At 34.9% G+C, this 24,974-nt stretch carries 22 protein-coding genes and 2 tRNA genes; 13 read left to right on the top strand and 11 right to left on the bottom strand.

Annotation, left to right across the window (positions count from 1 at the left end; translation table 11 throughout):
- The first annotated feature begins 72 nt into the window (after positions 1 to 72).
- The 6 genes from T420_RS0101020 to lpxK all read left to right on the top strand — a co-directional run bounded on the left by T420_RS0101020 (position 73) and on the right by lpxK (position 5,664).
- The gene (locus T420_RS0101020) at positions 73 to 1,407 is read left to right on the top strand and encodes a TldD/PmbA family protein (RefSeq protein ID WP_013544556.1); all 1,335 of its coding nucleotides are present in this window, start codon (positions 73 to 75) and stop codon (positions 1,405 to 1,407) included.
- Positions 1,394 to 2,197 carry a 3'(2'),5'-bisphosphate nucleotidase CysQ gene (locus T420_RS0101025; protein ID WP_026501066.1) on the top strand — a complete coding sequence of 268 codons (804 nt, stop codon included), beginning with the start codon at positions 1,394 to 1,396 and terminating at the stop codon, positions 2,195 to 2,197. Before T420_RS0101020 ends, T420_RS0101025 begins: the two co-directional genes overlap by 14 nt.
- A gap of 44 nt (positions 2,198 to 2,241) precedes the next feature.
- A complete protein-coding gene (locus T420_RS0101030) occupies positions 2,242 to 2,487 on the top strand; it encodes a DUF4170 domain-containing protein (protein ID WP_013544558.1) in 246 nt (81 codons plus the stop codon).
- Between the two features lie 75 nt (positions 2,488 to 2,562).
- The gene (locus T420_RS0101035; protein ID WP_026501067.1) at positions 2,563 to 3,318 is read left to right on the top strand and encodes a lysophospholipid acyltransferase family protein; all 756 of its coding nucleotides are present in this window, start codon (positions 2,563 to 2,565) and stop codon (positions 3,316 to 3,318) included.
- A 10-nt stretch (positions 3,319 to 3,328) separates the two neighbouring features.
- Positions 3,329 to 4,639: a lipid IV(A) 3-deoxy-D-manno-octulosonic acid transferase gene (gene waaA / locus T420_RS0101040; protein WP_013544560.1), complete on the top strand. Its 1,311-nt coding sequence runs from the start codon at positions 3,329 to 3,331 to the stop codon at positions 4,637 to 4,639.
- Positions 4,640 to 4,641: 2 nt separating this feature from the next.
- Positions 4,642 to 5,664, top strand: coding sequence for a tetraacyldisaccharide 4'-kinase (gene lpxK, locus T420_RS0101045; RefSeq protein WP_013544561.1), 1,023 nt, complete (start codon positions 4,642 to 4,644; stop codon positions 5,662 to 5,664).
- 53 nt (positions 5,665 to 5,717) lie between these two features.
- Here the strand turns inward: lpxK and T420_RS0101050 are convergent, their stop codons facing one another.
- Entirely contained in the window at positions 5,718 to 5,951 is a 234-nt protein-coding gene (locus T420_RS0101050; protein WP_013544562.1) for a DUF2093 domain-containing protein, read from the bottom strand.
- Between the two features lie 120 nt (positions 5,952 to 6,071).
- Complete coding sequence (gene mutL / locus T420_RS0101055; RefSeq protein ID WP_026501068.1) at positions 6,072 to 7,910, bottom strand: DNA mismatch repair endonuclease MutL; 1,839 nt, start codon at positions 7,908 to 7,910, stop codon at positions 6,072 to 6,074.
- Positions 7,911 to 8,235: 325 nt separating this feature from the next.
- On the opposite strand from mutL, the gene T420_RS0101060 reads away from it, so the two are divergent.
- Both T420_RS0101060 and lldD read left to right on the top strand, forming a co-directional pair.
- Positions 8,236 to 9,324: a 2'-deoxycytidine 5'-triphosphate deaminase gene (locus T420_RS0101060; protein WP_026501069.1), complete on the top strand. Its 1,089-nt coding sequence runs from the start codon at positions 8,236 to 8,238 to the stop codon at positions 9,322 to 9,324.
- An 85-nt stretch (positions 9,325 to 9,409) separates the two neighbouring features.
- Positions 9,410 to 10,561, top strand: coding sequence for an FMN-dependent L-lactate dehydrogenase LldD (gene lldD, locus T420_RS0101065; RefSeq protein ID WP_013544565.1), 1,152 nt, complete (start codon positions 9,410 to 9,412; stop codon positions 10,559 to 10,561).
- 286 nt (positions 10,562 to 10,847) lie between these two features.
- On the opposite strand, the gene T420_RS0101070 is transcribed toward lldD, so the two are convergent.
- Genes T420_RS0101070 through T420_RS0101085 form a run of 4 tightly spaced genes read right to left on the bottom strand, consistent with a single transcriptional unit; the run spans position 10,848 to position 14,169 of the window.
- A complete protein-coding gene (locus T420_RS0101070; RefSeq protein ID WP_013544566.1) occupies positions 10,848 to 11,402 on the bottom strand; it encodes a biotin transporter BioY in 555 nt (184 codons plus the stop codon).
- Between the two features lie 10 nt (positions 11,403 to 11,412).
- Complete coding sequence (locus tag T420_RS0101075; protein WP_026501070.1) at positions 11,413 to 12,024, bottom strand: energy-coupling factor transporter transmembrane component T family protein; 612 nt, start codon at positions 12,022 to 12,024, stop codon at positions 11,413 to 11,415.
- The gene (locus tag T420_RS0101080; protein WP_013544569.1) at positions 12,021 to 12,698 is read right to left on the bottom strand and encodes an energy-coupling factor ABC transporter ATP-binding protein; all 678 of its coding nucleotides are present in this window, start codon (positions 12,696 to 12,698) and stop codon (positions 12,021 to 12,023) included. Before T420_RS0101080 ends, T420_RS0101075 begins: the two co-directional genes overlap by 4 nt.
- Before the next feature lie 37 nt (positions 12,699 to 12,735).
- Complete coding sequence (locus T420_RS0101085) at positions 12,736 to 14,169, bottom strand: amino acid permease (protein WP_013544570.1); 1,434 nt, start codon at positions 14,167 to 14,169, stop codon at positions 12,736 to 12,738.
- A gap of 182 nt (positions 14,170 to 14,351) precedes the next feature.
- Here T420_RS0101085 and T420_RS07440 point away from each other — a divergent pair, with 182 nt between their 5' ends.
- Positions 14,352 to 14,687 (top strand): hypothetical protein, encoded by a 336-nt coding sequence (locus tag T420_RS07440; RefSeq protein ID WP_013544571.1) that lies wholly within the window; start codon positions 14,352 to 14,354, stop codon positions 14,685 to 14,687.
- A 274-nt stretch (positions 14,688 to 14,961) separates the two neighbouring features.
- On the opposite strand, the gene T420_RS0101095 is transcribed toward T420_RS07440, so the two are convergent.
- Positions 14,962 to 15,165, bottom strand: a complete 204-nt coding sequence (locus T420_RS0101095; RefSeq protein ID WP_013544572.1) for a SlyX family protein — start codon at positions 15,163 to 15,165, stop codon at positions 14,962 to 14,964.
- 472 nt (positions 15,166 to 15,637) lie between these two features.
- Here T420_RS0101095 and T420_RS0101100 point away from each other — a divergent pair.
- Both T420_RS0101100 and T420_RS0101105 read left to right on the top strand, forming a co-directional pair.
- Positions 15,638 to 15,710: transfer RNA gene (locus T420_RS0101100), tRNA-Thr, on the top strand.
- Between the two features lie 519 nt (positions 15,711 to 16,229).
- A complete protein-coding gene (locus tag T420_RS0101105; RefSeq protein WP_026501072.1) occupies positions 16,230 to 16,682 on the top strand; it encodes a hypothetical protein in 453 nt (150 codons plus the stop codon).
- 881 nt (positions 16,683 to 17,563) lie between these two features.
- On the opposite strand, the gene T420_RS0101115 is transcribed toward T420_RS0101105, so the two are convergent.
- Positions 17,564 to 17,636 (bottom strand) — tRNA-Phe (locus T420_RS0101115).
- 708 nt (positions 17,637 to 18,344) lie between these two features.
- Between T420_RS0101115 and T420_RS0101120 the strand changes: the two genes are divergently transcribed.
- Both T420_RS0101120 and T420_RS0101125 read left to right on the top strand, forming a co-directional pair.
- Positions 18,345 to 19,634, top strand: a complete 1,290-nt coding sequence (locus T420_RS0101120; protein WP_013544576.1) for an adenylosuccinate synthase — start codon at positions 18,345 to 18,347, stop codon at positions 19,632 to 19,634.
- A 219-nt stretch (positions 19,635 to 19,853) separates the two neighbouring features.
- Positions 19,854 to 21,278, top strand: coding sequence for a hypothetical protein (locus T420_RS0101125; protein WP_013544577.1), 1,425 nt, complete (start codon positions 19,854 to 19,856; stop codon positions 21,276 to 21,278).
- Between the two features lie 132 nt (positions 21,279 to 21,410).
- Here the strand turns inward: T420_RS0101125 and rpoH are convergent, their stop codons facing one another.
- The 3 genes from rpoH to T420_RS0101140 all read right to left on the bottom strand — a co-directional run bounded on the left by rpoH (position 21,411) and on the right by T420_RS0101140 (position 24,960).
- On the bottom strand, positions 21,411 to 22,328 hold the full coding sequence (rpoH, locus tag T420_RS0101130) for an RNA polymerase sigma factor RpoH (protein WP_013544578.1): 918 nt from the start codon (positions 22,326 to 22,328) through the stop codon (positions 21,411 to 21,413).
- 156 nt (positions 22,329 to 22,484) lie between these two features.
- On the bottom strand, positions 22,485 to 23,492 hold the full coding sequence (locus T420_RS0101135; RefSeq protein WP_013544579.1) for an RluA family pseudouridine synthase: 1,008 nt from the start codon (positions 23,490 to 23,492) through the stop codon (positions 22,485 to 22,487).
- Positions 23,493 to 23,529: 37 nt separating this feature from the next.
- Positions 23,530 to 24,960, bottom strand: coding sequence for an aldehyde dehydrogenase family protein (locus T420_RS0101140; protein WP_013544580.1), 1,431 nt, complete (start codon positions 24,958 to 24,960; stop codon positions 23,530 to 23,532).
- Positions 24,961 to 24,974 lie beyond the last annotated feature (14 nt).

Consider the following 24,974-nt stretch of genomic DNA (forward strand, 5'->3'; position numbering starts at 1 on the left):
AATAGACAAGAATTATATTTTTCATTTAAAATTTCTTATCAAGATAAATAATTACTATTTAAGAGAATATCTATGAAAATGAACAAGAAACAGCTTGATAAAGCTAGTTCGTTGGTTGAAGCAGCAAAGCGTTCTGGAGCAGATGCTGCTGATGCTGTTGTTATACACTCAAATTCTGTTTGTGTAGCAGTTCGTCTTGGCAAAGTAGAATCAACCGATGCTTTAGAAAGTGATGATTTTACATTGAGGGTTTTTGTTGGCAAAAAGGTGGCAAGTGTTTCTGCTAATTTTGTTGTTGATCCGCAAGAATTAGCAGAGCGTGCTATTGCAATGGCTAAGGTTTCACCTGATAGTTTATTTGAAGGTTTGGCGGATAAAGAGTGTTTGGTTACTCATCCTAAGGATCTTGATCTTTTTGATAATTTTATTCCACAAAGTCATTTTTTAACAGAAGATGCTTTACAAATGGAAGCAGCGGCTCTTGATGTAAAGGGCGTGAGCAATTCTGGTGGTGCGGCAACAGCTTATGGCAAAAGTGGGTTTGTTCTTGTCAATAGTGATGGTTTTTATGGATCTTATAATTCTAGCTATTTTTCGCGTTCTTGTAGCGCACTCGCTGGTGAGGGAACAGAAATGGAGCGAGATTATGATTATACAACGGCTTTACATTTCTCTGATTTAGAATCAGGAGATACGATAGGTAGAAATGCCGGACTAGGTGCAGTTCGACGTTTAGGAGCAGTTCGCGCAGAAACTGGGGTTGTAAGTGTTGTTTTTGATCCGCGTGTGGCTCGTGGAATCGCTGGTCATATTGCATCTATGGTTAATGGAGCATCGATTGCTCGCAAAACAAGTGTTTTGCAAAATTTAAAGGGGGAAAGGGTTATGAAGTCTGGTGTTAATGTGGTGGATCAACCCTTAAGATTACGTGGAAATGCTTCTCGTCCTTTTGATGGTGAAGGGGTGGAAGGACATACACTGAATATTATTGAAAATGGTGTGCTAAAGAACTGGCTTCTTTCATCATCTTCAGCTCGTGAATTAGGGCTTAAAACAAATGGTCGTGGTGTGCGTTCTGCATCGCTTGTTCAGCCGGCAAGCACTAATTTTTCTATTGAACCGGGTTTGGTATCACCTCATGATATGATAAAAAGTATGCAGAATGGTTTTTATGTGACAGAATTATTTGGGCATGGTGTTGATTTTGTTACGGGACAATATAGCCGTGGAGCTTCTGGTTTTTGGATTGAAAATGGGGAAATCACTTACCCGGTGAGTGAAGTAACACTAGGTTCTGATCTACTTCATATGTTAGCGCATTTAACACCCGCAAATGATATTGATCGACGTTATGGTACGTCAGCACCGACATTATTAATTGAAGGAATGACACTTGCAGGAAAATAATGCGCATTATTATGCTGATTTAAGTCTTTTGCTCGATGTTTGTTGGGAGGCAGGAGATTTAGCAATGAAGTATTTTGGATGTGAACTGGATGTTTGGTTTAAAGATGGTAATTCACCAGTCAGTGAAGCAGATGTTGCAGTAGATGTTTTTTTAAAAGAAAGGCTTCTTAGTGCACGTCCAAATTATGGTTGGATTTCAGAAGAAACAGAAGATAATAGGGGGCAAGCTACTTATAAACGCTGTTTTGTAGTTGATCCCATTGATGGGACTCGTGGTTTTCTTTCCGGGAGTATTGATTGGTGTATTTCAGTTGCTATTATTGAGAAGGGTCGCCCTGTTGTAGGTGTTTTACAATGTCCTGCTAAAGGTGATATATATGCAGCTATGACTGGGAAAGGAGCAACATTGAATGGTGTAAGAATGCCCCTTTTAAGATCTAAAACTAATCAAAAATATAGGGTTTCAATTGATCAATCAATTGCTCAGAAATTACCGTATGATTTTTGCAATCGAATCAGTTTTTTTCGTTATATTCCTTCTCTTGCTTACCGTGTTATTCTTGTTGCTCAAGGTAAGATTGATATTGTATTAGTTCGGCCAAATTGCCATGATTGGGATATTGCCGCTGCTGATCTTGTTTTGCAGGAGTGTGGTGGACGTTTTATGTCACTTAAGGCCCCGTTTATTTCTTATGGGATTGAATCTTCTCAAGATAGTTTTTTAGTTGCTGGTGAAAATAATTGCTGTCAAAATATGGTAAATATTGTTCGTCAAGCAAAGTTAGTTTAATCGAATAAAAACATATTAAATTTTTTAATGATACGGAGGCAAATATGGCTGAAGTCAACGAAAAGAGGCAATTGTTGCATCTTGTATTTGGTGGGGAATTGAAAAATCTGAGTGATAATCAATTTAAAGATCTCAGTAATTTGGATGTGGTTGGTATTTTTCCAGATTATCAATCAGCTCAAGAAGCATGGCGGACAAAAGCACAAAGTAGTGTAGACAACGCATTACAACGTTATTATGTTGTGCCTTTACATCAGTTTCTTGACCATGAAACAAGCAATGTATCATAAACTTTAAATATTCAATCATTATTTTTCGCTCTATGAGAATACCAAAAGATTGAATTTGCTAGATTTAATATCAGGATGAGAGAAACTTTTTACGAGAAAAAAAATAGCGCTTTAAAAAGATTTTGGCGGGATAATCGTCATTCATTGATGAAAACATGGTTTGTAAAAATTTTTGTTGTGAGGATTTTGGCGAACTATCTGCGTTTTGTTTATTGGACGAATCCGCGTTTAAAAAGCTCAGATGATATTAGGAAGATATATAATGCCTATAATCCGTTTATTATAACCTTTTGGCATGGACGTCATATTATGGGGCCTTTTTTACGTTCTCAAGGCGAAGAGGTTATTGCTATGTTTTCTCGTTCTGCTGATGCAGAAATAAATGCACAATTGGCCCAAAAATTAGGGCTTGGAATTGTCCGTGGCTCAGGGGGACGCGGTAAAACGCATCATGTTCATAAAGGGGGAGCACGAGCATTATTAACACTTAAAAATGCTCTTAAATCTGGTAAAACAGTTGCTATGATTGCAGATATCGCATGTGGAAAAGCGCGTGAATCTGGAAAAGGAATTATTTTATTAGCTAAATTATCTGGCCGTCCTATTATACCTTGTGTGTATGCATTTTCGCGAGAAAAAATTCTTGAAAAAACATGGGATAAAACTGCAATCCCACTTCCGTTTGGACGTTCAATTGTCCTCACAGGTGAAGCATTTTTTGTTCCTAAGGATGCAGATGATTCTTTGTTAGAAGAAAAACGTATACAATTAACGGACGTGATGAATCGTTTGACGAATGAAGCTTACAGTTATCTCAAAACAAGGAAATGAGGGGTTTTAAATGATGGAATTAAAGGCACGTGTGGCTCTTTCAATCTATCGGATAGTTGGTTTTTGTTTGCACCCTGTAGTACCCTTTTATTTGTTTTTTAGAGCGATGCGTGGAAAAGAAGAGCGAGGGCGCCAAAAGGAACGTTTGGGAAAAAGTCAAAAAGTGCGTCCTCAAAGTCCATTAATTTGGTTTCATGCAGCGAGCGTTGGAGAAACAATAGCCCTTTTACCACTCATTAATTACATTTTATCTTTAAAAATACAAGTATTGTTGACAACATGTACTGTAACATCTTCTACTCTTGTCAAGAAACATTTTGGCAATCGATTAATTCATCAATATGCTCCGTTGGATTTAGAATTAGCTGTGCGTCATTTTATTGCTCATTGGAAGCCTGATTTGGCATTGATCTGTGAATCAGAGATTTGGCCTTTACGTATTAAAGAACTTGCTAAAATGCGCATTCCACAGATTTTGGTTAATGCTCGTATGTCGGAACAGTCTTTTAAGGCTTGGCACAAAAGACTCTTTCTTGCTAAACATATTTTCAAACATATTGATGTGGTTATTGGTCAAAATGAAACGGATGTAACTTATTACCATACACTTGGTGTAAAATCAGTTGCGCTTTCTGGTAATCTTAAGGCTGAGGTTTGTCCGGTTGAGGATCAGGAATTGCTTGCGCATTATTATAATGCTATTGGTAATCGTCCAGTTTGGGCAGCTGTTTCAACCCATGAAGGAGAAGAGAGAATTGCTTTTGAAGTTCATAGAATTCTCAAAAGTCATCTTCCAGATTTATTAACGATTGTTGTTCCACGTCATCCTGAACGTTCAAAAGATATTATCAAGGCGTTTGGTCATGAGGATTTGCGTTATGTTCTTAGAAGCAGCAATACTGTTCCAGATATGGATACTGATATTTTGTTAGGAGATACAATTGGAGAAATGGGTCTTTTTCTTCGTTTGTCAAAAGTTGCCTTCATTGGTAAATCATTGTGTAACTATGGTGGTCATAATCCATTAGAGCTTGCTTTGCTTGGAGTGGCTATTTTAACGGGACCACATATTGCAAATTTTCAAAATACGTTTGAACGATTTTTATCATGTGATGCAGCATATATAGTTGAAGATACTATGCAACTTGCTATCCAAGTGAATAAATTCTTAACAAATGAAACATTGCGACAACAAGTGGTTGATAAGGCTTATGAAGTGGCAACAAGTATGGCCGGTGCACTTGAGTGTACATTAAAGGTCCTTGATCCGTTTTTGCAGCCACTTGTAATACAGACGGGTTTAAGGCAGTGTCAAAAATAGGCATGCATATTTGTTCTCCACGTTTTTGGTGGAAAAATAAAAGCCTTTGGCGTTTTTTATTGGCACCAATTTCTGAGGTTTATGGTTATTTTGCAAGATGTCGTATGGAAAGAGAGCCTCTTGCTATTGATTTGCCAGTTTTGTGTGTTGGAAATTTTACATTAGGTGGTGCAGGTAAAACTCCTGTTGTTATTGCGTTTGCTCAAGTGGCTAAGGAACTTGGTTTAATACCTGGTATTATATCACGTGGCTATGGTGGAAGAGTCAAAAAAGTGCACCTCGTTGATATTAAACGTGATAATGCGCGTGATGTTGGCGATGAGTCACTTTTGCTTGCACGTCATGCTTTTGTTGCCATATCTCCTGATCGTTATGCAGCAGCACAACGGCTTAAAGAAAAGGGATGTAATTTTATTTTAATGGATGATGGTTTTCAAAGTCGTCGCCTTTATATGGATTATACGTTGCTTGTTGTGGATGCGATGCGTGGTTTTGGTAATAAAGCTGTTTTTCCAGCGGGACCTTTGCGTGCACCGTTAAAAACGCAATTATCTTTGATGGACAGTGTTTTAGTTATTGGCTGTTTGGATGAGAGTGATGATGTGGCTCTTTTTGTTGCAAGTACTGGAAAACCTTTGCATTATGCGCATCTTAAATCACTAGTTGATGATGAAGTTGCTGGAAAATTTTTTTTGGCATTTGCGGGTATTGGAAATCCAGATAAATTTTTCAAATCCATTAAAGAAATGTCTGGTCATGTTGTGCAAACTTATTCTTATCCTGATCATTATTTTTTTACAGCTACGGATCTAAAGAATTTGGCACGTAAGGCCAAAACTCATAATCTGTGGCTGACTACGACCGCTAAGGACTATATACGCATACAAGCTAATGATTTACATAAAAGCTTAGAAAAGCTTATTATCTTTGATGTTAAAGTTGATTTTGTTCAAGGGGATTTTTGCCGTATGCTCCTTGAGGAATCTATTGCTCGTTTTAAGAAACGAAATATTGCCTTTAATTGATATATTTAGAGGCAAAGGCATATGAATAACGCTATTTCAGGATTTCTTATGGGCTATTTTATGTTTTTTAGTAATTGACTAAGATGTGGATTACACTCAAGTTCGCGCTGATAAGATAATTCACAACTAGCATACGCCTCTTGACGCTGATGATTCCAGTATTTTAGATCGTCGAGAGGAATTTTTTGTCCACTAACTGCACAAACAGTATAAGTTCCGTATTTAATAATTTTATAACTATTATTAAAATAATGGATTGTTGCTTCGCATTCATTATTAGAGAACATATTTTATGAGCCCTTTCTATGTACTTATGAAAAAATAATGCAGCTAAAATATTACAGATATTTTATAGAGTTGAGTATAAATGAAGCAAGTAGTTTTTAGCCAGAATAGTTCATGAAGTTTTATTTTCTACCAAAAAGGCGTTCTATGTCAGCGAGTTTAAGTTCGATATAAGTAGGACGTCCGTGATTACATGTGCCTGAATTAGGTGTTGCTTCTATTTGTCGTAAAAGCGCATTCATTTCTTCAGGATGCAAAAGACGTCCTGAACGTATTGAACTATGACAAGCCATAGTTGCTGCAACATAATCAAGCATTCCTTTTAAATTATCTATTGTATCATATTCGGCTGCTTCATCGGCAAGATCCTTGATTAAAGCTTGTATATTAATTTCTCCTAACATAGAAGGTGTTTCGTGTACAGCGATTGCACCAATTCCAAAAGATTCAATTCCTAATCCAAATTTTTTCAAAGCATCTTTGTGAGATAGAAGGCATGTGGCATCTTCTTCAGAAAGTTCTACAATTTCAGGAATGAGCAATAATTGTGAAGGAAGTGGTTTGGAGTATAGAGCATTTTTAAGTGCTTCATAAACCAATCTCTCATGAGCAGCATGCTGGTCCACAATGATAAGACTGTTTTGAGTTTGAGAGACAATATAGTTTTTATGGATTTGCGCTCTTGCAGCTCCTAATGGATAATGTAATTCTTCTGATGTTGATACATTAATTGTAGCACGTGTATCACCACTTGGCCTGCTAAGACACTCCATAATAGGGATCGTATCTTCTTGTAAATCAATAGAGCTATTTATATTTAATGGTTTATGAAATATTGATGTAAGCTCTGGCTCAAGATGACATGGTCGCGCACCATAAGAAGAAGTTTGATGCGTTTTTACAGTTTCTAAAGATTGTGTTCGAAATGCAGCTAACATTGCTTCAGATCCTGTTGAAGTAGGACGAACGCCAGTTTGATGCAATGCTTCACGGATTGCTCCAATGATTAAACCACGAATTAGACTTGGGTCACGAAACCGTACGTCCATTTTTGCAGGGTGTACATTGACGTCTACATCAGTGGGCGGTAAATTAATAAAAAGAATGGCTATAGCATGACGATCTCGAGCAATAACATCGGCATATGCTCCTCGGATTGCTCCCCAGAGAAGTTTGTCGCGCACTGGACGCCCATTAACATAAGCAAATTGGTGAAGGCTGTTACTGCGATTGAAAGATGGCAAACCGGCAAAACCGGTTAGATGAACAGATTCACGTTTAGCATCCAGGATAAGACTGTTTGAAGCAAATTCTTTTCCCATAATTTGTGTAATACGTTGTAATTGCCCTTGGGTATTTTGTTCCATAGCAGGAAATTCCATAGATGCTCGATCTATACCTGCAAGAGAAAAACGGATGTGCGGAAAGGCGATTGCAATTCGTTTAATTGTGTCAATGATAGAACTTGTTTCAGCACGATCAGATTTCATAAACTTCAGTCGTGCTGGTGTAACAAAAAAGAGATCACGAACTTCAACGATGGTTCCAGGATTAGCAGCAGAGGGTTTTGGTCCTTCTATTTTCCCTGCAGTAACAATAATTTCAGCTGCACTATCGGAATTTTGTGTTCGTGAAGTCAGTTTAAGTTTTGAAACAGAACCAATAGAGGGCAACGCTTCTCCACGAAAGCCAAGGAAACAAATATTATGTACATCATCAGTAATTTTAGATGTACAATGACGAGAAATTGCTAAAGTTAACTGATCTTCTGGAATACCACAGCCATTATCACTGACTTTTATCAGGTTTTTCCCGCCATTTGCTATAACGATCTCAATGCGATTTGCCCCTGCATCAATAGCATTTTCAATAAGCTCTTTAACAACATTAGTGGGTCGTTCAATAACTTCGCCGGCTGCAATTTGATTAATAATAGTTTCGCTAAGGTGACGTATAATCATATTTAGATTTTAACAGGCTTCTTTTTTACTGTATAGAACTTTGGACTATAATAACAATATTTATCAACTTTGACGAAAGAAAAAAACTGAAAATATATTCTAAGAGTAAGTATATAAGATTTTAGTAAAAAGCCATACATGATGGATATCCAAAGTTTCTCTTATGAGGGAATGCTTTACCGAATGCGGTTTTATGGTTTAAAGTCATTAATTATAATTGTGAACAAAATCATTAAATTGAGAATAAATCATTTGTTATCTTTGAAAAGGATCGCCCCAATCAGTAATACCCGTAAAAAGAGATAAAAAGATGGAAGGCAAAACTATGATGCGCATGAATGGTATTCTTGCAGATAGTGATATACAGACTTTAGTTAACAATCGTATTGTTAACGCCATTTGCTCGCTTGATAAGGATCAAATACAACCTGCAAGTCTTGATTTACGTTTAGGAGATAAGGCATATCGTATACGAGCTTCTTTTATGCCAGGACCTGGTGTGAAAGTTAGTGATAAACTTGAACGATTAAAGCTGCACGAATTTGATTTGCAAGATGGGGCAGTTTTAGAAACAGGTTGTGTTTATATCGTTCCTCTTTTGGAAAATTTAGCTTTACCGAAAGTGCTTTCTGCGGTTGCTAATCCAAAAAGTTCTACGGGGCGATTGGATGTTTTTACACGCGTGATTTCAGATTATGCTCAGGAATTTGATAAAATTTGTATGGGTTATCATGGGCCACTTTATCTTGAAATTAGTCCACGAACATTCCCGATTTTGGTCCGCACCGGTTCGCGTTTATCACAACTTCGATTTCGTAAGGGACATAGTTATTTAAAAGAAGTTGAATTGTATGATTTGCATAAAAATGAAATGCTTGTATCTGATGATAACCCTAATATTAACGATGATGGTATTGGAATTTCCATTAATTTAGAAGGCAATGAAAACGGGCTTATGGGGTATCGTAGTAAACGTCATACCGGTGTTATTGATGTTGATAAAAGCGCTGTTGCTCATATTTTAGATTTTTGGGAACCTATTTACGATCATGGAACAAAAGAAATGGTTCTTGATCCCCATGAATTTTATATTTTAGTTTCACGAGAAGCTATTCATGTTCCTCCCTTTTATGCTGCTGAAATGAAACCATTCGATCCCTTAGTTGGAGAATTTAGAGTGCATTATGCAGGTTTTTTTGATCCAGGATTTGGGAATATGAAAATAAGTAGAAAAGGGGCACGTGCAGTTTTAGAAGTGCGGAATCACGAGGTTCCATTTATTTTAGAGCATGGCCAAATTATCGGCCGCTTGGTTTATGAACATATGCTTAATCGGCCAGTGAAACTTTATGGGGATGATATTGGTTCACATTATCAAGAACAAGGATTAAAATTGTCTAAGCATTTTAAATGAATTTATTAATATAGATTTTGACAAAGTATATACAAGAGATTTATCTTTTGAAAAAGCTTTTTGTATTTTGAATAACGGTGTTACTATGATTATTTCTTCAACATTTGATTATCGCAAAGCAGCAAAATGTCGCTTACCTTCTTTTTTGTTTCATTATATTGATGGTGGTGCTTATGCTGAAGAAACAATGCGGCGTAATTGTACAGATCTTCAAGAACTTGCATTACGTCAACGGATTCTAAAGCAGATAGGTGATGTTGATCTTTCAACTGAGATTTTGGGTCAAAAACTTGGTATGCCAATTGTGCTTGCACCTGTAGGGTTAACTGGTATGTATGCACGTCGTGGTGAAGTAAAAGCTGCACGTGCAGCTGTTGCGAAAGGTATTCCTTTTACTTTGTCCTCGGTTTCAGTTTGTCCTATTTCAGAAGTACAAGCAGCGGTTGGAAAAGAATTTTGGTTTCAACTTTATGTTCTCAAGGATCGTGGGTTTATGCGTGATGCATTGGAAAGATCGTGGGCTGCTGGTGTTCGTACATTGGTTTTTACAGTTGATATGCCGGTTCCTGGAGCACGTTATCGTGATGCTCATTCGGGAATGTCTGGGCCTTATGCTGGATTGCGCCGTATTGTACAAGCTGTTTTCCATCCTCATTGGGCTTGGAATGTTGGTATTATGGGGCATCCACATGATCTTGGAAATGTTTCTGCCTATCTTAAAAAAAAAACGACACTAAAAGATTATATTGGTTGGCTTGGTGCAAACTTTGATCCATCAATTAGCTGGGGTGATTTGCAATGGATTAGAGACTTTTGGAAAGGAAAAATGATTTTAAAAGGTATTCTTGATCCAGAGGATGCACGTGAGGCAGTACGATTTGGAGCTGATGGTATTGTTGTGTCCAATCACGGTGGACGTCAGCTTGATGGGGTATTGTCAACTGCACGGGCATTGCCAAAAATTGCGGATGTTATAAAAGGTGATTTAACGATTTTAGTTGATTCTGGTATTCGTTCTGGTCTTGATGTTGTTCGTATGATAGCACAAGGTGCGGATGCTGTTATGATCGGTCGTGCTTTTATTTATGCGCTTGCTGCAGCAGGTGAAAAAGGCGTTACTTATCTCCTTGAGCTTTTTGCTCAAGAAATGCGTGTGGCTATGACATTAACTGGTGTTCGTACAATTAAAGAAATTACACGTGAGAACTTAGTTAGTCCAGAGAGTCTACAAGGATGACCAAGATAAGAAGAGTTTAGCGTTTTGGGCTTCGCAAAGTCATTTTGTTAAATGCGAAAAGAGTAAGGTGTAATGTTATTTGATTTCCTTTTGATATTATCGATAATTTTTAACAAATTTTATAACGTATCTTAAATATATTATTTTATTTTTGCAAATGGATAGATAATTTTTATAAAAATTAACTCTATTAAATAAAAACAATTAAGCTATCTGTTTTAAAATATTTCAATCATTTTCTTTGCAGCTCTCAGAATAGAACTGTTGTAATTTGTATGAATGACTATTACTTTTTTGAGGGAGTAATGAGTGGAACGGATTTTTTAACTGTAAGCGCAATAAATGACGCAACCAGAACTTTTAAAAAATCACCAATCATAAATCCTAATGACATTGTTAAAGCTGCCAATAAAGAAATTTTAGAGATATAAACGATCCAGAATATTCCAAAAAGATATATAATGCCAATTCCACCTACACTGTTTATTATAACCAATTTTACAAAATTTAGCTGTCGCCAAAACGATTTAACCATAAGACCAATAAAGAATGCTGCAAATGGATAACCAATCATATATCCACCACCAGCTCCCAAAAAAACACTAATACCTCCACGTCCACCAGCCAATAGAGGCAAACCGATAGCGACCAGAAAAAGAAAGAGTGCTGATGCTGCGGCGCCTCTTTTTGCTCCAAGTATAGATCCAGCTAACATTGGCCCCATAGACTGAGCAGTAATAGGAAGACCAAGAAAAAAAGGAAGAAAAATAGGAGGGAAAAAACCTAAAACTGCATAAAGAGCAGCAAATAAAGCAATATAAGTTAAATCTTTTGTATTCACTGAATTATTCCTATAGTGTTTTGTCATCAGAATCATAAGAGCGTGCATCTAATGCTTCAGCTACTTCTGATGCTATTCTTATTGTTCGGATAATTAAGGGTATTGCAAGAGCTATAATATTTATATCAAGTCCACGTGCTCGCTGTGCTTCACATATCGCATTGAATTTTTCACTAATAACTGGAATAAATCTAATTGCCATAGATAAAACCATACTTAATTTTGATGGATTGATACCCAAGCATTGAAAGGATCGAAATCCTACTTCAATTGAAGCTACCATATCTGAAACTTTTGTTGTTAGTGAAATAAGTGATGCTAGAGAAATCAGAATAATAAAGCGCAATATAATCGAAAAACCTGTAAGCCAGTTATCAAAAATAGATTCAAAAATAAATATAAAGACTAAAAAAAGCCATACTGGTTTAAACTGTTTTATTATTTTGTTAAAAGGAATTTTAGCTATTCTATATAACGAGGATATGAATAATAAAAAAAGTAAAAAAGCAGATATTGATGAAACCATAAAGATAATAGTCCCACACAGAATCAGAAATAATAACTTAGTTCCCGGTCTAAGTCGGTGAATAAGTGTATCGTGGGGTATATATGAACTGATCACGACATTCTTCTTATATATTCTTTGATTGCAACCAAAGGCACATCATCAACAGCTATTTCCCCCTTATCAAAAACAAGTATTCTATCAAATTCTTTCAGAAATTCCAAATCGTGTGACACAACGATAGTTGTTTGTGGTAATTCTTTAATGACTTGTGTAACGCGACGTTTATTTTGTAAATCAAGTAATGTTGTTGGTTCATCAAAAACAATGTAATTTGGTCTCATTGCTACCACACTTGAGATAGCAACCAATTGTTTTTGTCCACCACTTAATAAATGAACAGCATGATTTTTGAAGGCTTGGAGATCATAATACTGTAAAACTTCATCTACTCGTTTTCTAATTTCGTCCTTACTCAATTTTAAGTTTTTAAGACCAAAAGATAAATCCTCTTCTACCAATGGTAATACAATTTGATTATCGGGATTTTGAAAAACAAATCCCACTTTACGCCTTATTGCTTTTGCATTGTGCTTTGTATCCAACCCATCAACATTCACAGAACCACTCGATGGGAGCTGTAAACCATTAATAAGGCGTACAAATGTACTTTTTCCAGAACCATTCGCACCAATAATTGCAATCCGTTTTTCAGTGAGATTTACGGTAATATTTTTCAAAACGCACAAATCATCAAAGATTTGCGTCACCTTATCAAATTTTATCCCCAATGTTTATTCCAATCGATTTCTTTATATGATTTCAGAACTATCGTTTGAGTTTATACCCCAATAATAAAAATAAACACCATATAGGAATAATAATAACTGCTAAACTCATATCAGGCATTTGTGTAGGAATATAAGATTCAATAAAGTTTACTTTTATTCCTATCATCTCAAAGAGTTGGGTAATTAATCCATTTTTCCCAAAACCACTTACAAACATAATACAAAACAATAGCGCAAGAAAAAAAAGACAAAGGTAATTTCCATAAGGATAGAAACCAAATGCATAAACGAAGGATTTTTCTTGGCCTTTATGGGCTTTTCGAAACTTGAAATGTACAATAACAATAATAGCCCACGTAATAGCTGCTGTTACGGTTGTAATAGCCATGATCCGGATAAAACTATTATCCGGTATAAGAACATTAATGACAATAATTGTTGCAGTACAAATTGATGAAAAAAGAATAGCAACATAGGGAACACACGTAGCATTAAGTTTGCTAAAAATATGCGGCGCATTTTTTTGTATCGCTAAGCTATAAAGTATACGACCATTAGAGTAAATTCCACTATTGTAGACTGAAATAGCAGCCATAATCACCACAAAATTTAAAATATGGCTCGCTGCAGGAATACCTATAGTTTCAAAAATAGTTACAAAAGGACTGCCATTTTTTTTAATCATATTCCATGGGCTTATCATCATAATTACACTTATAGAACCGATATAAAAGATGACAACACGCCACATAACTTTACGAATGGCTGTTGGAATTGTTTTTTGTGGATCTGATGTTTCTCCAGCTGCAATACTAATAAGCTCTGTGCCACCAAAAGAAAACATGAGTATAGAAGTAGCAAATACTAACCCCATTGCGCCATAAGGGAAAAAACCACCGTGATTCCAAAGATAGCTAATACTTGCCTGGCTTCCATTCATCCCTGTTATAATGATAAAAATCCCAAACACAATCATACCAATAACAGAAATGATTTTAATCAAAGCTAAACCAAATTCAAATTCTCCGTAAAAACGTACATTGGTAAGATTAATCAATGTGACAAACAAGAGAACCAACAAAGATGATTTCCAATGATCAATCAAAATCCAGTGATCAAGATAAAATCCAATAACTGTCAGTTCGGTCATACCAACAAGAATATAAAGAAACCAGTAATTCCAACCTGTTATAAAACCAGCAAGACATCCCCAATATTTATAAGCAAAGAAACTAAAAGCACCTGAAGTTGGTTCTTCTGCTGACATTTCACCAAGTATTCGCATAATAAGATAGATAATGAATCCTCCAATAAGATATGCTAAAATAGTTGAAGGGCCAGCTAATTGAATAGCTTCTGTTGATCCGTAGAAAAGGCCTGTTCCAATAACACCTCCTAAGGCAATCATTTGAACATGACGATTTTTAAGTCCACGTTTTAATTCATTATATTTTAGTTCAACATTTTCCATTATTCTTATATATTAAACCCAAATTTTTATATAAAAAACAATTCTATTTTAATTTTAAATGTATTTTTTGTTTTCGAGAAAAATAACAATAAAAATTAATTCATTTTTATTCTTATTATAATGCAACTCTTTAGTTTCTAAATACGTTTTATCAAATATTTTGTTAAGATAATAGGAATAAGATGTTTCGTCCTTTAGTTAAATTAATGATTTTTATTTTTGTTACGTTGACATGTATAACATTAGTCGTTGATGGCATGCGTTCTGTTAGTGCATCAAATTTGACTATAAATCCATTTAGTAAAATATTAGCAGTTTTTTTGCATACAGATATTAATAGTCTCAATCAATTTATATGTAGTATTATGCCATCTCTGCTATCTTCAACTTGCATTATTCTCATTAACTTTCCAGCATGGTTGATATTTGGCATTTTGGCAATAACATTTTATATCTTAAGTTACGAACCACGAAAACCTTTTCATAAAATCTCGTATCAAGAAGGAGAGTATATTTAATATTAAAGAATTTTCTCTAAGATTTATTATGCTTACGCATAAAATAATATCTCAAACATTTGCACTTTTAAGATAACGGAAATCAATTGCGTCAATAAGCAAAAATTAAAAATATTCTCTACACTATATTAAAGAAAAATTACAAGAAATATAACAATAAAAACAATAATATTCATTCAACCACTAACCCCTAAAAAAATTCCATCTTAAAAGAGACAAAAATAATTTTTTAATTTCCAAGAAACAAAGGTTCTAACTTAAATTATACTTATTATCAGTAAGGAGGACGCTCAACAGGAACTTCAGAAAAACCGCGCTCTTCTAATTCTAGCAATCGTTTTGTTAAAGCATTTAACTTTTTAGACATTTCATCTAAACTTTTCCATTGATCAGTCACCACACAAGAAAGTTCCTCAATAAGTTTTTCTTGATGAGCTAGTTTAATCTCTAATTCTATCATTTTATTTTCATGTGACATGTCTTCTAACCCCGTTTTACTTTTTATACCTATATAGGCACAGAAATGAGAAACACGCTTCTATCAAATGATTATCATACCAGCATCACTTTGATAGCGTAAAAACAACACTCTTATTTTTTCCATTCAAAAAATAACTTGTCAAATAATTTTTTTCATTCTTCTCAAAATTACTAATGTTTGCCTTTAAACAGAGCATTTAGTAGCATTTTGTTACGAAAAATTTTTACCTTCAACCTTACTTCTGAAGTTAGATATGATCATAAATTGAAGGGATTTTTAATTACGCTTTAAGATAACAAAAAAATCAAAAATATAGTTTTATTCCTTCTTCATTATAAGGATCTATTTTTTTATTTTAGTAACTTTTGCATCTTATGAATTATTGAAAAAATTACCTGCTTGCTTTTATACATACTTTTAGTTATTACGCTCGATTTGGCCTTTAGTTTTAAATAACGTAAAAGCCTATGCCGTATTAGCTCAGTTGGTAGAGCACATCATTCGTAATGATGGGGTCGCTGGTTCAAATCCGGCATACGGCACCGTTCCATTTGGTCAATACACTGAAATATATAGATTTTTTCTTTAAACCGCTGTTTCTTTTTATATTCATGAGAAGCAAGAAGTCTCCATTTATAGTATGTTATTAAAGAACAATGTAAATCCTATTCCGTCAACTCTATTATATTATTCCTAATCATAAAAATATAAAAAAATCAGTATTTATGTGCATAAAACTCTATTAGAGTATCCATGAAATCTGTAATAATGTTATTATTATATCAAAAATAATTTCTATTTTATCATAAATCAATTTATTTATAATAATGATTAAATAAATATAAATATTATTTTTATAACTATACTATAATATACTATAGTTATATTTATTAAAGGAAATGTTTTACAAATATTTATATTTGTCAATATAATATACATATATTTCTGCATAAAAAACATATTGATAATAAAAAATAGAATCTATAAATAAATATTTTATGTTTCTATTTTGGAAACAATAAATAAAACTTGCAAAGTCTGCTTAAAATTAGAGAAAATACATGAAAAGAAATATTGTTAGGCTGTTTCGGAAACCAACTGAGGAAGTAATTGCCACAAAAAGTATAAAAAGTATAAAAAGTAACTCTGTTCAAAGTCGAGAAAAAATCGAGGGATTATTACAATCTATCTCTGGAAAGCCGAAAATTTTGGATAATGATCTAAACATGATTTACAGAAGTTTAGCTCTCGGTGAACGTAATGAATATGATAAACGTTATATGGAACGTATTGTGCAATGTTTAAAGGTTCGGTTAAAAGAAGATTATAAGCTTGAAGATGATTCCAGTCTTTTGAAAGAAATTGATAATTATGTAAATGCTGTTAGACAAGAACATAGCGAACAAGCGGTAAAAATCCATAGCCGAGCAAAGCAAGGTATCTCCGTATCAGCAAATAGAGAATACAGAGATAATAGGGTAGAAAACGGTCGATGTAACATGTTAAAAATATAAGGCTTTGCATCTTTTTTATATTTATAGGGGGGAAGCTGTTTGTGGAAGTATTTGTTTACAATAATTGTGTCTATCTCGATTTTAATAATCTAAAGTGCGATAATTTCTTAAAGAAACTTCGATTTATATATGTTATTAAAGAACAATGTGAAATCATATTTCCTTATCTTTATTATACTGCCCTTTAATTTAAAAAGATCAATAAAATCAACAGATTATGTGAAAGAAAAAAGCATCCGGTACACCCAGAAGGAAGAGGGACTGTCACCTTGGAAGCTCTTACTCCAAATTGGAAAAAATTATATAATCCTGGTTTTCTAATCAAGCCAATCCTGATATAAATGCAGGCCAATCTACATTACTGCTTTAAAGAACAAGATTTTATAGAATAGCAATGTAGATATATCTTAATACTTTAGTATACTTTAAGGTAGAAATATTATTCTTAATAAAGAAAGAAAAGTTTAATTCGTAAAATCTTCAATATCAGTTTGATATCCATCATCTATAAAAATATGGCTTTAATTAGGTTAGTCTTTTGTTTATTTTTTTAGAAGATGGTTCTATTTGATATTCTTTTATGAAAACAATTTTTTCATCTTTGAAAAATAGAAGGGTTAACCGAATATTGATTAGGTAATTTTGATTTTAAAATTCCTTTTTGTATTAGTTCTCTTAAACCATTCTGCAGTTCTTTATTCCATTTTATATTATTCTTGTTGATTGGTTTGGTATGCGATATCTTGAATATGAATATATTCATTCTCTTGTAGAGGAACGCTTGTTTGCTCTTGTGATGTTTCTGCACTTTTGTGATCTGAAAAGTAGTCTCAAAAAAGAAAAAAATCTATATATTTCAATACACTAAAAATAAAAAGCGGTGCCCAGACGCGGATTCGAACCACGGACACGCGGATTTTCAGTCCGCTGCTCTACCAACTGAGCTATCTGGGCATACCCTAATAAATGCGTAGAATGCGTGAGGTTATAACATTAAAATTCTTTCTGTCTAGTCGCCAAAATAAAAATAATTGATTTTTTATAGATTTATTCTCTAGTATCTATTCCAAACTAGGTAGATAGTTTACTATATTTCATTTTTTTGCGTGGAAGAAAAACACTCGAATATAAAATATAAATTAATCATCAATATAGTAAATCCAGAACAGCACACGATGCAAACTGGAAGAAAGTCCACTACCCACTATTGGTACAATGAGAAATTTTTCGAAATATTTTAAAGAAAAATTATTCTAAAATCTCTCTTGAATTAATGATTTGGAAAAGATTACAATAATATTTGCAGTTTAAAACTGGAATGCTAGAATTTTAGGGAAGTTGTATCGCCTTTAATTTACGTGCTTTGTTATTAGAAGAGGTTGTTGGTAATAGTGATGTGAGCTTATCTTTAGAAAAGAAGAGTGATTTAAATGTGTGCTAATACTTTTTATGCTTTTTCATTAAGTTGTGGTGTGTTTGAATAAAGAGAGAAGTGTTTTTTGATATTGACATTCAGTCTATTTTGACGATTAAAAATTTTGGCTCATGTGAAAATAAGCAAAAAGTTGAAATGAAGAGTCATACTTGCTATAAAATTTCGCTATAAAGAACCGTTTGTTTTTGAACAATGGTGTTATTTCACCAAACACAACGGAGAAAGTTATGGCCAATGTAGTAGTTGTCGGCACACAATGGGGAGATGAAGGCAAGGGTAAGATCGTAGATTGGTTGTCTGAGCGGGCAGATATTGTAGTAAGATATCAAGGTGGGCACAATGCAGGTCACACATTGGTTATTGATGGGATTAGTTATAAATTATCACTTTTGCCATCTGGCGTAGTTCGTGGAAAACTATCAATTATTGGTAATGGTGTAGTTGTTGATCCCCATCATTTTGTTGCGGAATTAAAAAAATTACGTGCTCAGGGTGTAAAGATTACATCGGAGATTTTGCGTATTGCTGAAAATGCTCCTTTGATTCTTTCGGTGCATCGTGATCTTGATTCAGCTCGAGATAATAGTGTTTCGAGTTTGATAATTGGCACAACAAAACGTGGTATTGGTCCTGCTTACGAGGATAAAGTAGGTCGTCGTTCCATACGGGTAATGGATTTGGCAGAAGCGGACACTTTAATGCCAAAGATTGAAAGGCTTATGGAACATCACAACGCTTTGCGTCGTGGTATGGGGGCTGCAGAAATTGATCCACAAACACTTTATGATGAATTGATGCAAGTGGCAGATGAAATTTTACCCTTTATGGATTGTACGTGGCGTCTTTTGAATGAAAGTTATCGTATGGGACGGCGTATTCTATTTGAGGGTGCACAGGGTGCATTATTGGATAATGATTTTGGAACTTATCCTTATGTAACCTCTTCTAACACAATTCCTGGGCAGGCTTTTACTGGTTCTGGTCTAGGGCTGGGTTCAATTCATTATGTGTTGGGTATTGCAAAGGCTTATACAACGCGTGTGGGAGAAGGGCCATTTCCAACAGAAGAAATGAGCCAAATCGGTGAATTTCTTGGAGCGCGCGGAAATGAGTTTGGTGTTGTGACTGGTCGGAAACGTCGATGTGGTTGGTTTGATGCTGTTTTAGTGCGTCAAATGGTGATTATTGGTGGCGTTAGTGGTATTGCACTGACAAAGCTTGATGTTTTTGATGGTTTAGACGAAATTAAAGTTTGTATTGGTTATGAACTCGACGGTAAAAGAATAGATCATTTGCCATCGTCTATGGGAGCACAAGCACGTGTTCGGCCAATTTATGGGACATTAGAGGGGTGGAAAGAAACAACCGCACATGTATCAAACTGGGCAGAATTGCCAGCACAAGCTATCAAATATGTGCGCTATATTGAAGAATTAATTGGTGTGCCAGTTGTTTTATTATCAACTAGTCCTGAGCGAAAAGACACAATCCTCATTACTGATCCTTTTGCAGATTAATTTTTAATCTTATGCTTTGGTTATGGCTAAGATAAGCATCTAAGGCTATATAATAAAGAAGGTACAAAATAGCGTTGTTTATTTTTTGTACTCGTCTTAAATTGCTATGGCAACTGATATTAATTACGTTAGTTGAGGGCTAAAGTAATGAATTATTGGCACTTTAGTTTTGTAAACTGAGAAATTTTCCTCTTGAGTTTAAGAAAGACTATATAGAATATGGTAGATTTCGTTGGGATCTTAAAAAATACAATTAATGCGCAAAAAGATGCTACACCAAAATTACGCGAGCGAGTTTATGAACGGGCTACTGAAACATTAGAGCATAAAATTGTAAATATGAAATTGCCAAAAGAAGCAATAGAGGCGCAAAGGCGTGCTTTGCAAAGTGCTATTACGACTGTTGAAGAAGAATATTTAGCTGTTGAAAAAGAACTACTTTCTTCAATTATGGGGTGGAATTATACAGAAAAAAGAAATGATGAGAAAAATGCTCAAAACTCTCTCTTATCATTAGAAAATGATGGTTCAGTTTTGGTTACAGAAAAACAACAACAACAATTATCTGTTACTAATTCAGTTGATAATGAGATTTTTGATAATGCATCTGTAATATCAGATATGCCGGATGCGAAACTTGTTAATATAGATTCTCTTAATATTTATGAAAAAGGCCAGAATATTGAAGAAAGCATGTCTAAGAATGCTCTTTTGGCTTCTAATTTGCAAGCAGATAATTCTCATATTGTTTCACATATCTTTTCGCAAGCTTTACGACGTGCTAATCGGTCATCGTTACAAAAGCGTATTTTGATAGGTGTTATTGTTTTTTTTAGTCTTATTATTTTGTTCAGTGGTACTTTTTTCGTTAGTGGACGTATATTTATATCAGGTGATCAAAATTTACAGGAGAAAAATATTCAAATATCTAATACGCTACAAAAAGCAGCTCAAACGAATCGAAAATTAACACAACGCTTATTAGAGGATGGAAGTGAAGTTGATGTTGGTCCAGCTGAAAAAACGGTCTCTTCCAGTGAAGAAGGTACATCAACAGTTGTTGCGACTAATTTAAAGTTGTTTGGACAGGTGGGTGAAGCTGTACTATATCAAATGCGTACGAAACATGATGCAGAAAAAGTAACAAAGGGTAGTGCATCATGGTCACTTATAGAGGAGGATTCTGTTAAAGGAGCTTCAGGAGAATTAGCTTTGAGGGGTGATATTACAATTCCGAGTGAGGGATTATCATTGCGGTTAACTTTACGTCGTAATACTGATGAATCCCTGTGTGCTGCTTATATTATAGATCTTATTTTTATTACTTCTGATAAATTTTCAGGTCAAACAATTAATAATATTAAATCATTGACCTTTAAAGCAAATGAAAAATCGATCGGTCAAACTCTATTTGGAACTGTAACTGCTAAGATTGATAATGATTTTTTCCTTTTTGCATTGACTGGCAATCATCCGTTTCTTGATCGAAATCTACAGTTGATACGTGATCTGGATTGGCTTCGTTTAGTGATGAGCGACAAAAATGGCCGTGTACATGAATTAACTTTTGCAAAAGGACCAGCAGGTGAAGCCATTTTTAATAAGGTTATTGGACAATGGCTTATGCAAAAAAATAAATCATAAGACTCTAGTTTTAAAACCAAAAATTCTAATAGAAAAAAATACAATAACCCTATAAGAGCTAGTTCTTTCTAGACTCACTTTAGCGGACCCATTTTCGCAATATGCATACACGTCCTGTGCGCTAAGTTCCTCTTACTTTTCAGATTTTTGCAAACAAACCTGATCTTGCGCTTTCTTTTGGAATAAAGCAGAGAGTTTAATGGAATTTTGTATTTTTTCAAATGCGCGCATTTCAATCTGTCTAACACGTTCTCGGCTGATATTAAATTCATTTGAGAGTTCTTCTAGCGTCATCGGTTCATCTCTTAAACGGCGCGCTTTAAAGATACGTTTTTCGCGTTCATTCAGATTATCCATAGCTTGTATTAACATGGAATGACGATTCTCTAATTCGTCTTGCTCAATTAAAATTTGTTCTTGGCTGTTTGAATCATCAACCAACCAATCTTGCCATTCATAACTCTCACCTTTATTTGTAAGAAGAGGAGCATTAAGAGAAGCATCACCGCTAAGCCGACGGTTCATTGATACCACTTCGTCTTCTGTAACTTTTAATCGTGTTGCAATTTCTTTAACTTGTTCTGCATTGAGATCACCGCTATCAAACATCTGCAGTTTGTTTTTTAATTTACGAAGGTTGAAAAAAAGGCGTTTTTGATTAGCAGTTGTCCCTATTTTTACTAAACTCCATGAACGTAAAACATATTCTTGAATTGATGCTTTAATCCACCACATTGCATAGGTTGCAAGACGAAATCCGCGTTCTGGTTCGAAACGCTTAACAGCTTGCATGAGTCCAATATTTCCTTCTGAAATAACTTCTCCAATAGGTAAACCATAACCTCGATATCCCATTGCGATTTTTGCTACAAGACGTAAATGACTCGTTACCAATTTATGAGCCGCTTTTGGATCGTTATGCTCATGATAACGCTTAGCTAACATGTATTCTTCTTGTGGCTCAAGTACTGGAAAACGACGGACTTCTTCTAAATAACGACTAAGACCGCTATCATTTGCGATAAACGATGGTAAGTTTATATGGGCCATATAGCACCCTCCTTTTGCATGAATTCCCTTAAAGGCGAATTTTATTGACAAACATTACATATATAATACGCTTCTTATTTTATTTATACTACTAAAATTGGTAATTTTATTCGAAATTAGGTATTTTATTATGAAATCTTGTAATGATTAAAGGTTTCAATTAAGTTTTTTTAAATGATTGATGAGATCAGCGAGATCTTTGGGAAATGGCGAGGAAAAAGACATAATTTCGCCGTTAACTGGATGCTCAAAAGTAAGGCTAGTTGCATGGAGCGCTTGCCGATTAAACTGATCAATTTTATTTTTAATTACAGGGTCAAGAACATTTGATTTTGTTTTAAAAGCGTTTCCATAAACTTTATCACCTATAAGGGGATGTCCAATATGGGCCATATGAACGCGAATTTGATGTGTGCGTCCGGTTTCTAGACGACATTCCAGGAGACTAGCAAAAGGTGTTGTATCGTTACAAGTTCCGTATTTCTCTAATAAAGAGAAATGCGTAATAGCATGGCGAGCATTAGCATGTTCACTATGAACAACAGCGCGCTTTGTTCGATCGTGAGAAGAACGGGCAAGGAATGTATCAATTGTCGCAATATTGCGATTAGGAGAGCCCCAAATTATAGCATGATAACGTCGGTCTAATGCGCTAGTTCGTCCATGATCAGCAAATTGGGCATTAAGGTTTCTATGAGCAATATCATTTTTAGCGATAACCATAACACCGCTTGTGTCTTTATCGAGACGATGAACAATACCAGGACGTTTAATACCCCCGATGCCAGATAAACTATCACTACAATGATAAATAAGAGCGTTTACTAAGGTGCCTGTCCAATTACCATTGCCAGGATGGACAACAAGACCGGCTGGTTTATTAATAACAATAACATGATCATCTTCAAAGAAAATATCAAGAGCTAAAGCTTCACCTTGAGGTCGTGCGTCATTAGGGGCGGGTATTATCAATTCAATTATTTGATTAGATTTTAATTTTGTTTTCGGTTCCTTTATTAATTGACCATCAATTTTTAAATGACCCTCGCGGATTAGAGTTTGCAAACGCGAACGCGATATTTCACCTTTATATTGTTTAGCAAGCCATTGATCAATTCGTTGCCCACATGCATTTTCATTTGTATTTGTTATGTGTTGTGCCACTACACGATCCTCTTTTGAGGTTTTTTGATGAGATTTTTTACCAATATGAAATCGCTTTGGTATCTAAAAATTCTTCAATTCCCCATCTTCCACCTTCACGAGCACGTCCGGATTGTTTTACACCTCCAAAATAACTCCCATCAGGTAAATCGTATCCGTTAACTTCTACCATACCAGAACGCAGTTGTGTAGCAATACGTTGACATTTGCTTCGGTCTTGTGATTGTATATAATTTGTGAGGCCATATTCTGTATTATTGGCTAAGGCTATAGCTTCTTCCTCTGTATTAAAGGAAATAATTGAGAGAACTGGACCGAATATTTCTTCTCGGAAGATACGCATATGTGGTTTAACATCAGCAAAGACTGTTGGTTGTATATAATAACCTCGTTTCATGCCTGTAGGAAGACCTATGCCACCAGCGACAAGAGTTGCTCCTTCATCGATTCCAGATTGGATAAGGGCTTGAATTTTGTCGTATTGTTGTTTTGATACTACGGGACCGATGTGATTTCCTGATTGGTAACTTGGACCTACTATTGTTTTTTCAGCAATATGTTTTGCTATTGTTATAGCTTTTTTATAGATTGAATGCTCTACAAGCATACGTGTTGGTGCATTGCAGCTTTGCCCACTGTTATGAAAACAGTTGTTTACGCCACGTTGAAGAGCATCAGCATCAGCATCAGCAAAAATAAGATTAGCTCCCTTTCCTCCTAGTTCTAAGCAAACCCGTTTTAAGGTATTACTAGCATTTTTAGAAATCGCTTTTCCTGCTCTTGTTGAGCCAGTGAAACTGATCATTTCTAAATCTGGATGTGAAGATAAATAAGAGCCTACATTAGCTCCATCGCCGTTGATTAAATTAAAAACACCAGCAGGTAAAGCAGCTTCATCTAAAATTTCAGCAAAGAGCATTGCAGAAAGAGGAGCAAGCTCGGAGGGTTTTAAGATCATAGTACAGCCAGCCAATAATGCAGGGATGACTTTTAGAGTTATTTGATTCATGGGCCAATTCCATGGTGTAATCAATCCGACGACGCCAATAGAATCATATTGCAAGATTGCGCGGCTACAGCCTTTTATTAAAACTTTTTGAAAAGAAAAATCTTTGAAAGCTTTTATAAAATTGCGAATATGGTAGCTACCGGCTGCAGTTTGAGAATTACGCGCCATATCAATAGGTGCACCCATTTCCATTGAAATAGTTTTGGCGATATTTTCAGAACGTTTTTCGTAAATTTCTAAAATTTTTTCAACAAAAGCAAGACGTTGTTCTGGTACAGTTTTTTTCCAGTTTTGAAAAGCATTTTTGGCCGCAGTAATTGCTTTATCTATATCTTTGATATTCGCAACACTAATAACGGCACAGATTTCCTCTGTTGATGGGTTAATAACATGAAGATCATCGCTTGTATTCGGATTTTCCCATAGACCGTTGATATAAAATTGTCTCTTATTTAACATAATCTGTTTACCGT

This window comes from Bartonella clarridgeiae ATCC 51734 (genome assembly GCF_000518185.1).
In the GTDB taxonomy this organism is placed as follows: Bacteria; Pseudomonadota; Alphaproteobacteria; order Rhizobiales; family Rhizobiaceae; genus Bartonella; species Bartonella clarridgeiae.

Coding starts and splice junctions, on each gene's coding strand:
- T420_RS0101095 (WP_013544572.1), bottom strand. CDS start 15,165: ATGTCACATGAAAATAAAATGATAGAATTAGAGATTAAACTAGCTCAT.
- T420_RS0101030 (WP_013544558.1), top strand. CDS start 2,242: ATGGCTGAAGTCAACGAAAAGAGGCAATTGTTGCATCTTGTATTTGGT.
- T420_RS0101085 (WP_013544570.1), bottom strand. CDS start 14,169: ATGGAAAATGTTGAACTAAAATATAATGAATTAAAACGTGGACTTAAA.
- waaA (WP_013544560.1), top strand. CDS start 3,329: ATGATGGAATTAAAGGCACGTGTGGCTCTTTCAATCTATCGGATAGTT.
- T420_RS0101020 (WP_013544556.1), top strand. CDS start 73: ATGAAAATGAACAAGAAACAGCTTGATAAAGCTAGTTCGTTGGTTGAA.
- rpoH (WP_013544578.1), bottom strand. CDS start 22,328: ATGGCCCATATAAACTTACCATCGTTTATCGCAAATGATAGCGGTCTT.
- T420_RS0101105 (WP_026501072.1), top strand. CDS start 16,230: ATGAAAAGAAATATTGTTAGGCTGTTTCGGAAACCAACTGAGGAAGTA.
- T420_RS0101050 (WP_013544562.1), bottom strand. CDS start 5,951: ATGTTCTCTAATAATGAATGCGAAGCAACAATCCATTATTTTAATAAT.
- lpxK (WP_013544561.1), top strand. CDS start 4,642: ATGCATATTTGTTCTCCACGTTTTTGGTGGAAAAATAAAAGCCTTTGG.
- T420_RS0101140 (WP_013544580.1), bottom strand. CDS start 24,960: ATGTTAAATAAGAGACAATTTTATATCAACGGTCTATGGGAAAATCCG.
- T420_RS0101060 (WP_026501069.1), top strand. CDS start 8,236: ATGATGCGCATGAATGGTATTCTTGCAGATAGTGATATACAGACTTTA.
- T420_RS0101035 (WP_026501067.1), top strand. CDS start 2,563: ATGAGAGAAACTTTTTACGAGAAAAAAAATAGCGCTTTAAAAAGATTT.
- T420_RS07440 (WP_013544571.1), top strand. CDS start 14,352: ATGTTTCGTCCTTTAGTTAAATTAATGATTTTTATTTTTGTTACGTTG.
- T420_RS0101120 (WP_013544576.1), top strand. CDS start 18,345: ATGGCCAATGTAGTAGTTGTCGGCACACAATGGGGAGATGAAGGCAAG.
- lldD (WP_013544565.1), top strand. CDS start 9,410: ATGATTATTTCTTCAACATTTGATTATCGCAAAGCAGCAAAATGTCGC.
- mutL (WP_026501068.1), bottom strand. CDS start 7,910: ATGATTATACGTCACCTTAGCGAAACTATTATTAATCAAATTGCAGCC.
- T420_RS0101125 (WP_013544577.1), top strand. CDS start 19,854: ATGGTAGATTTCGTTGGGATCTTAAAAAATACAATTAATGCGCAAAAA.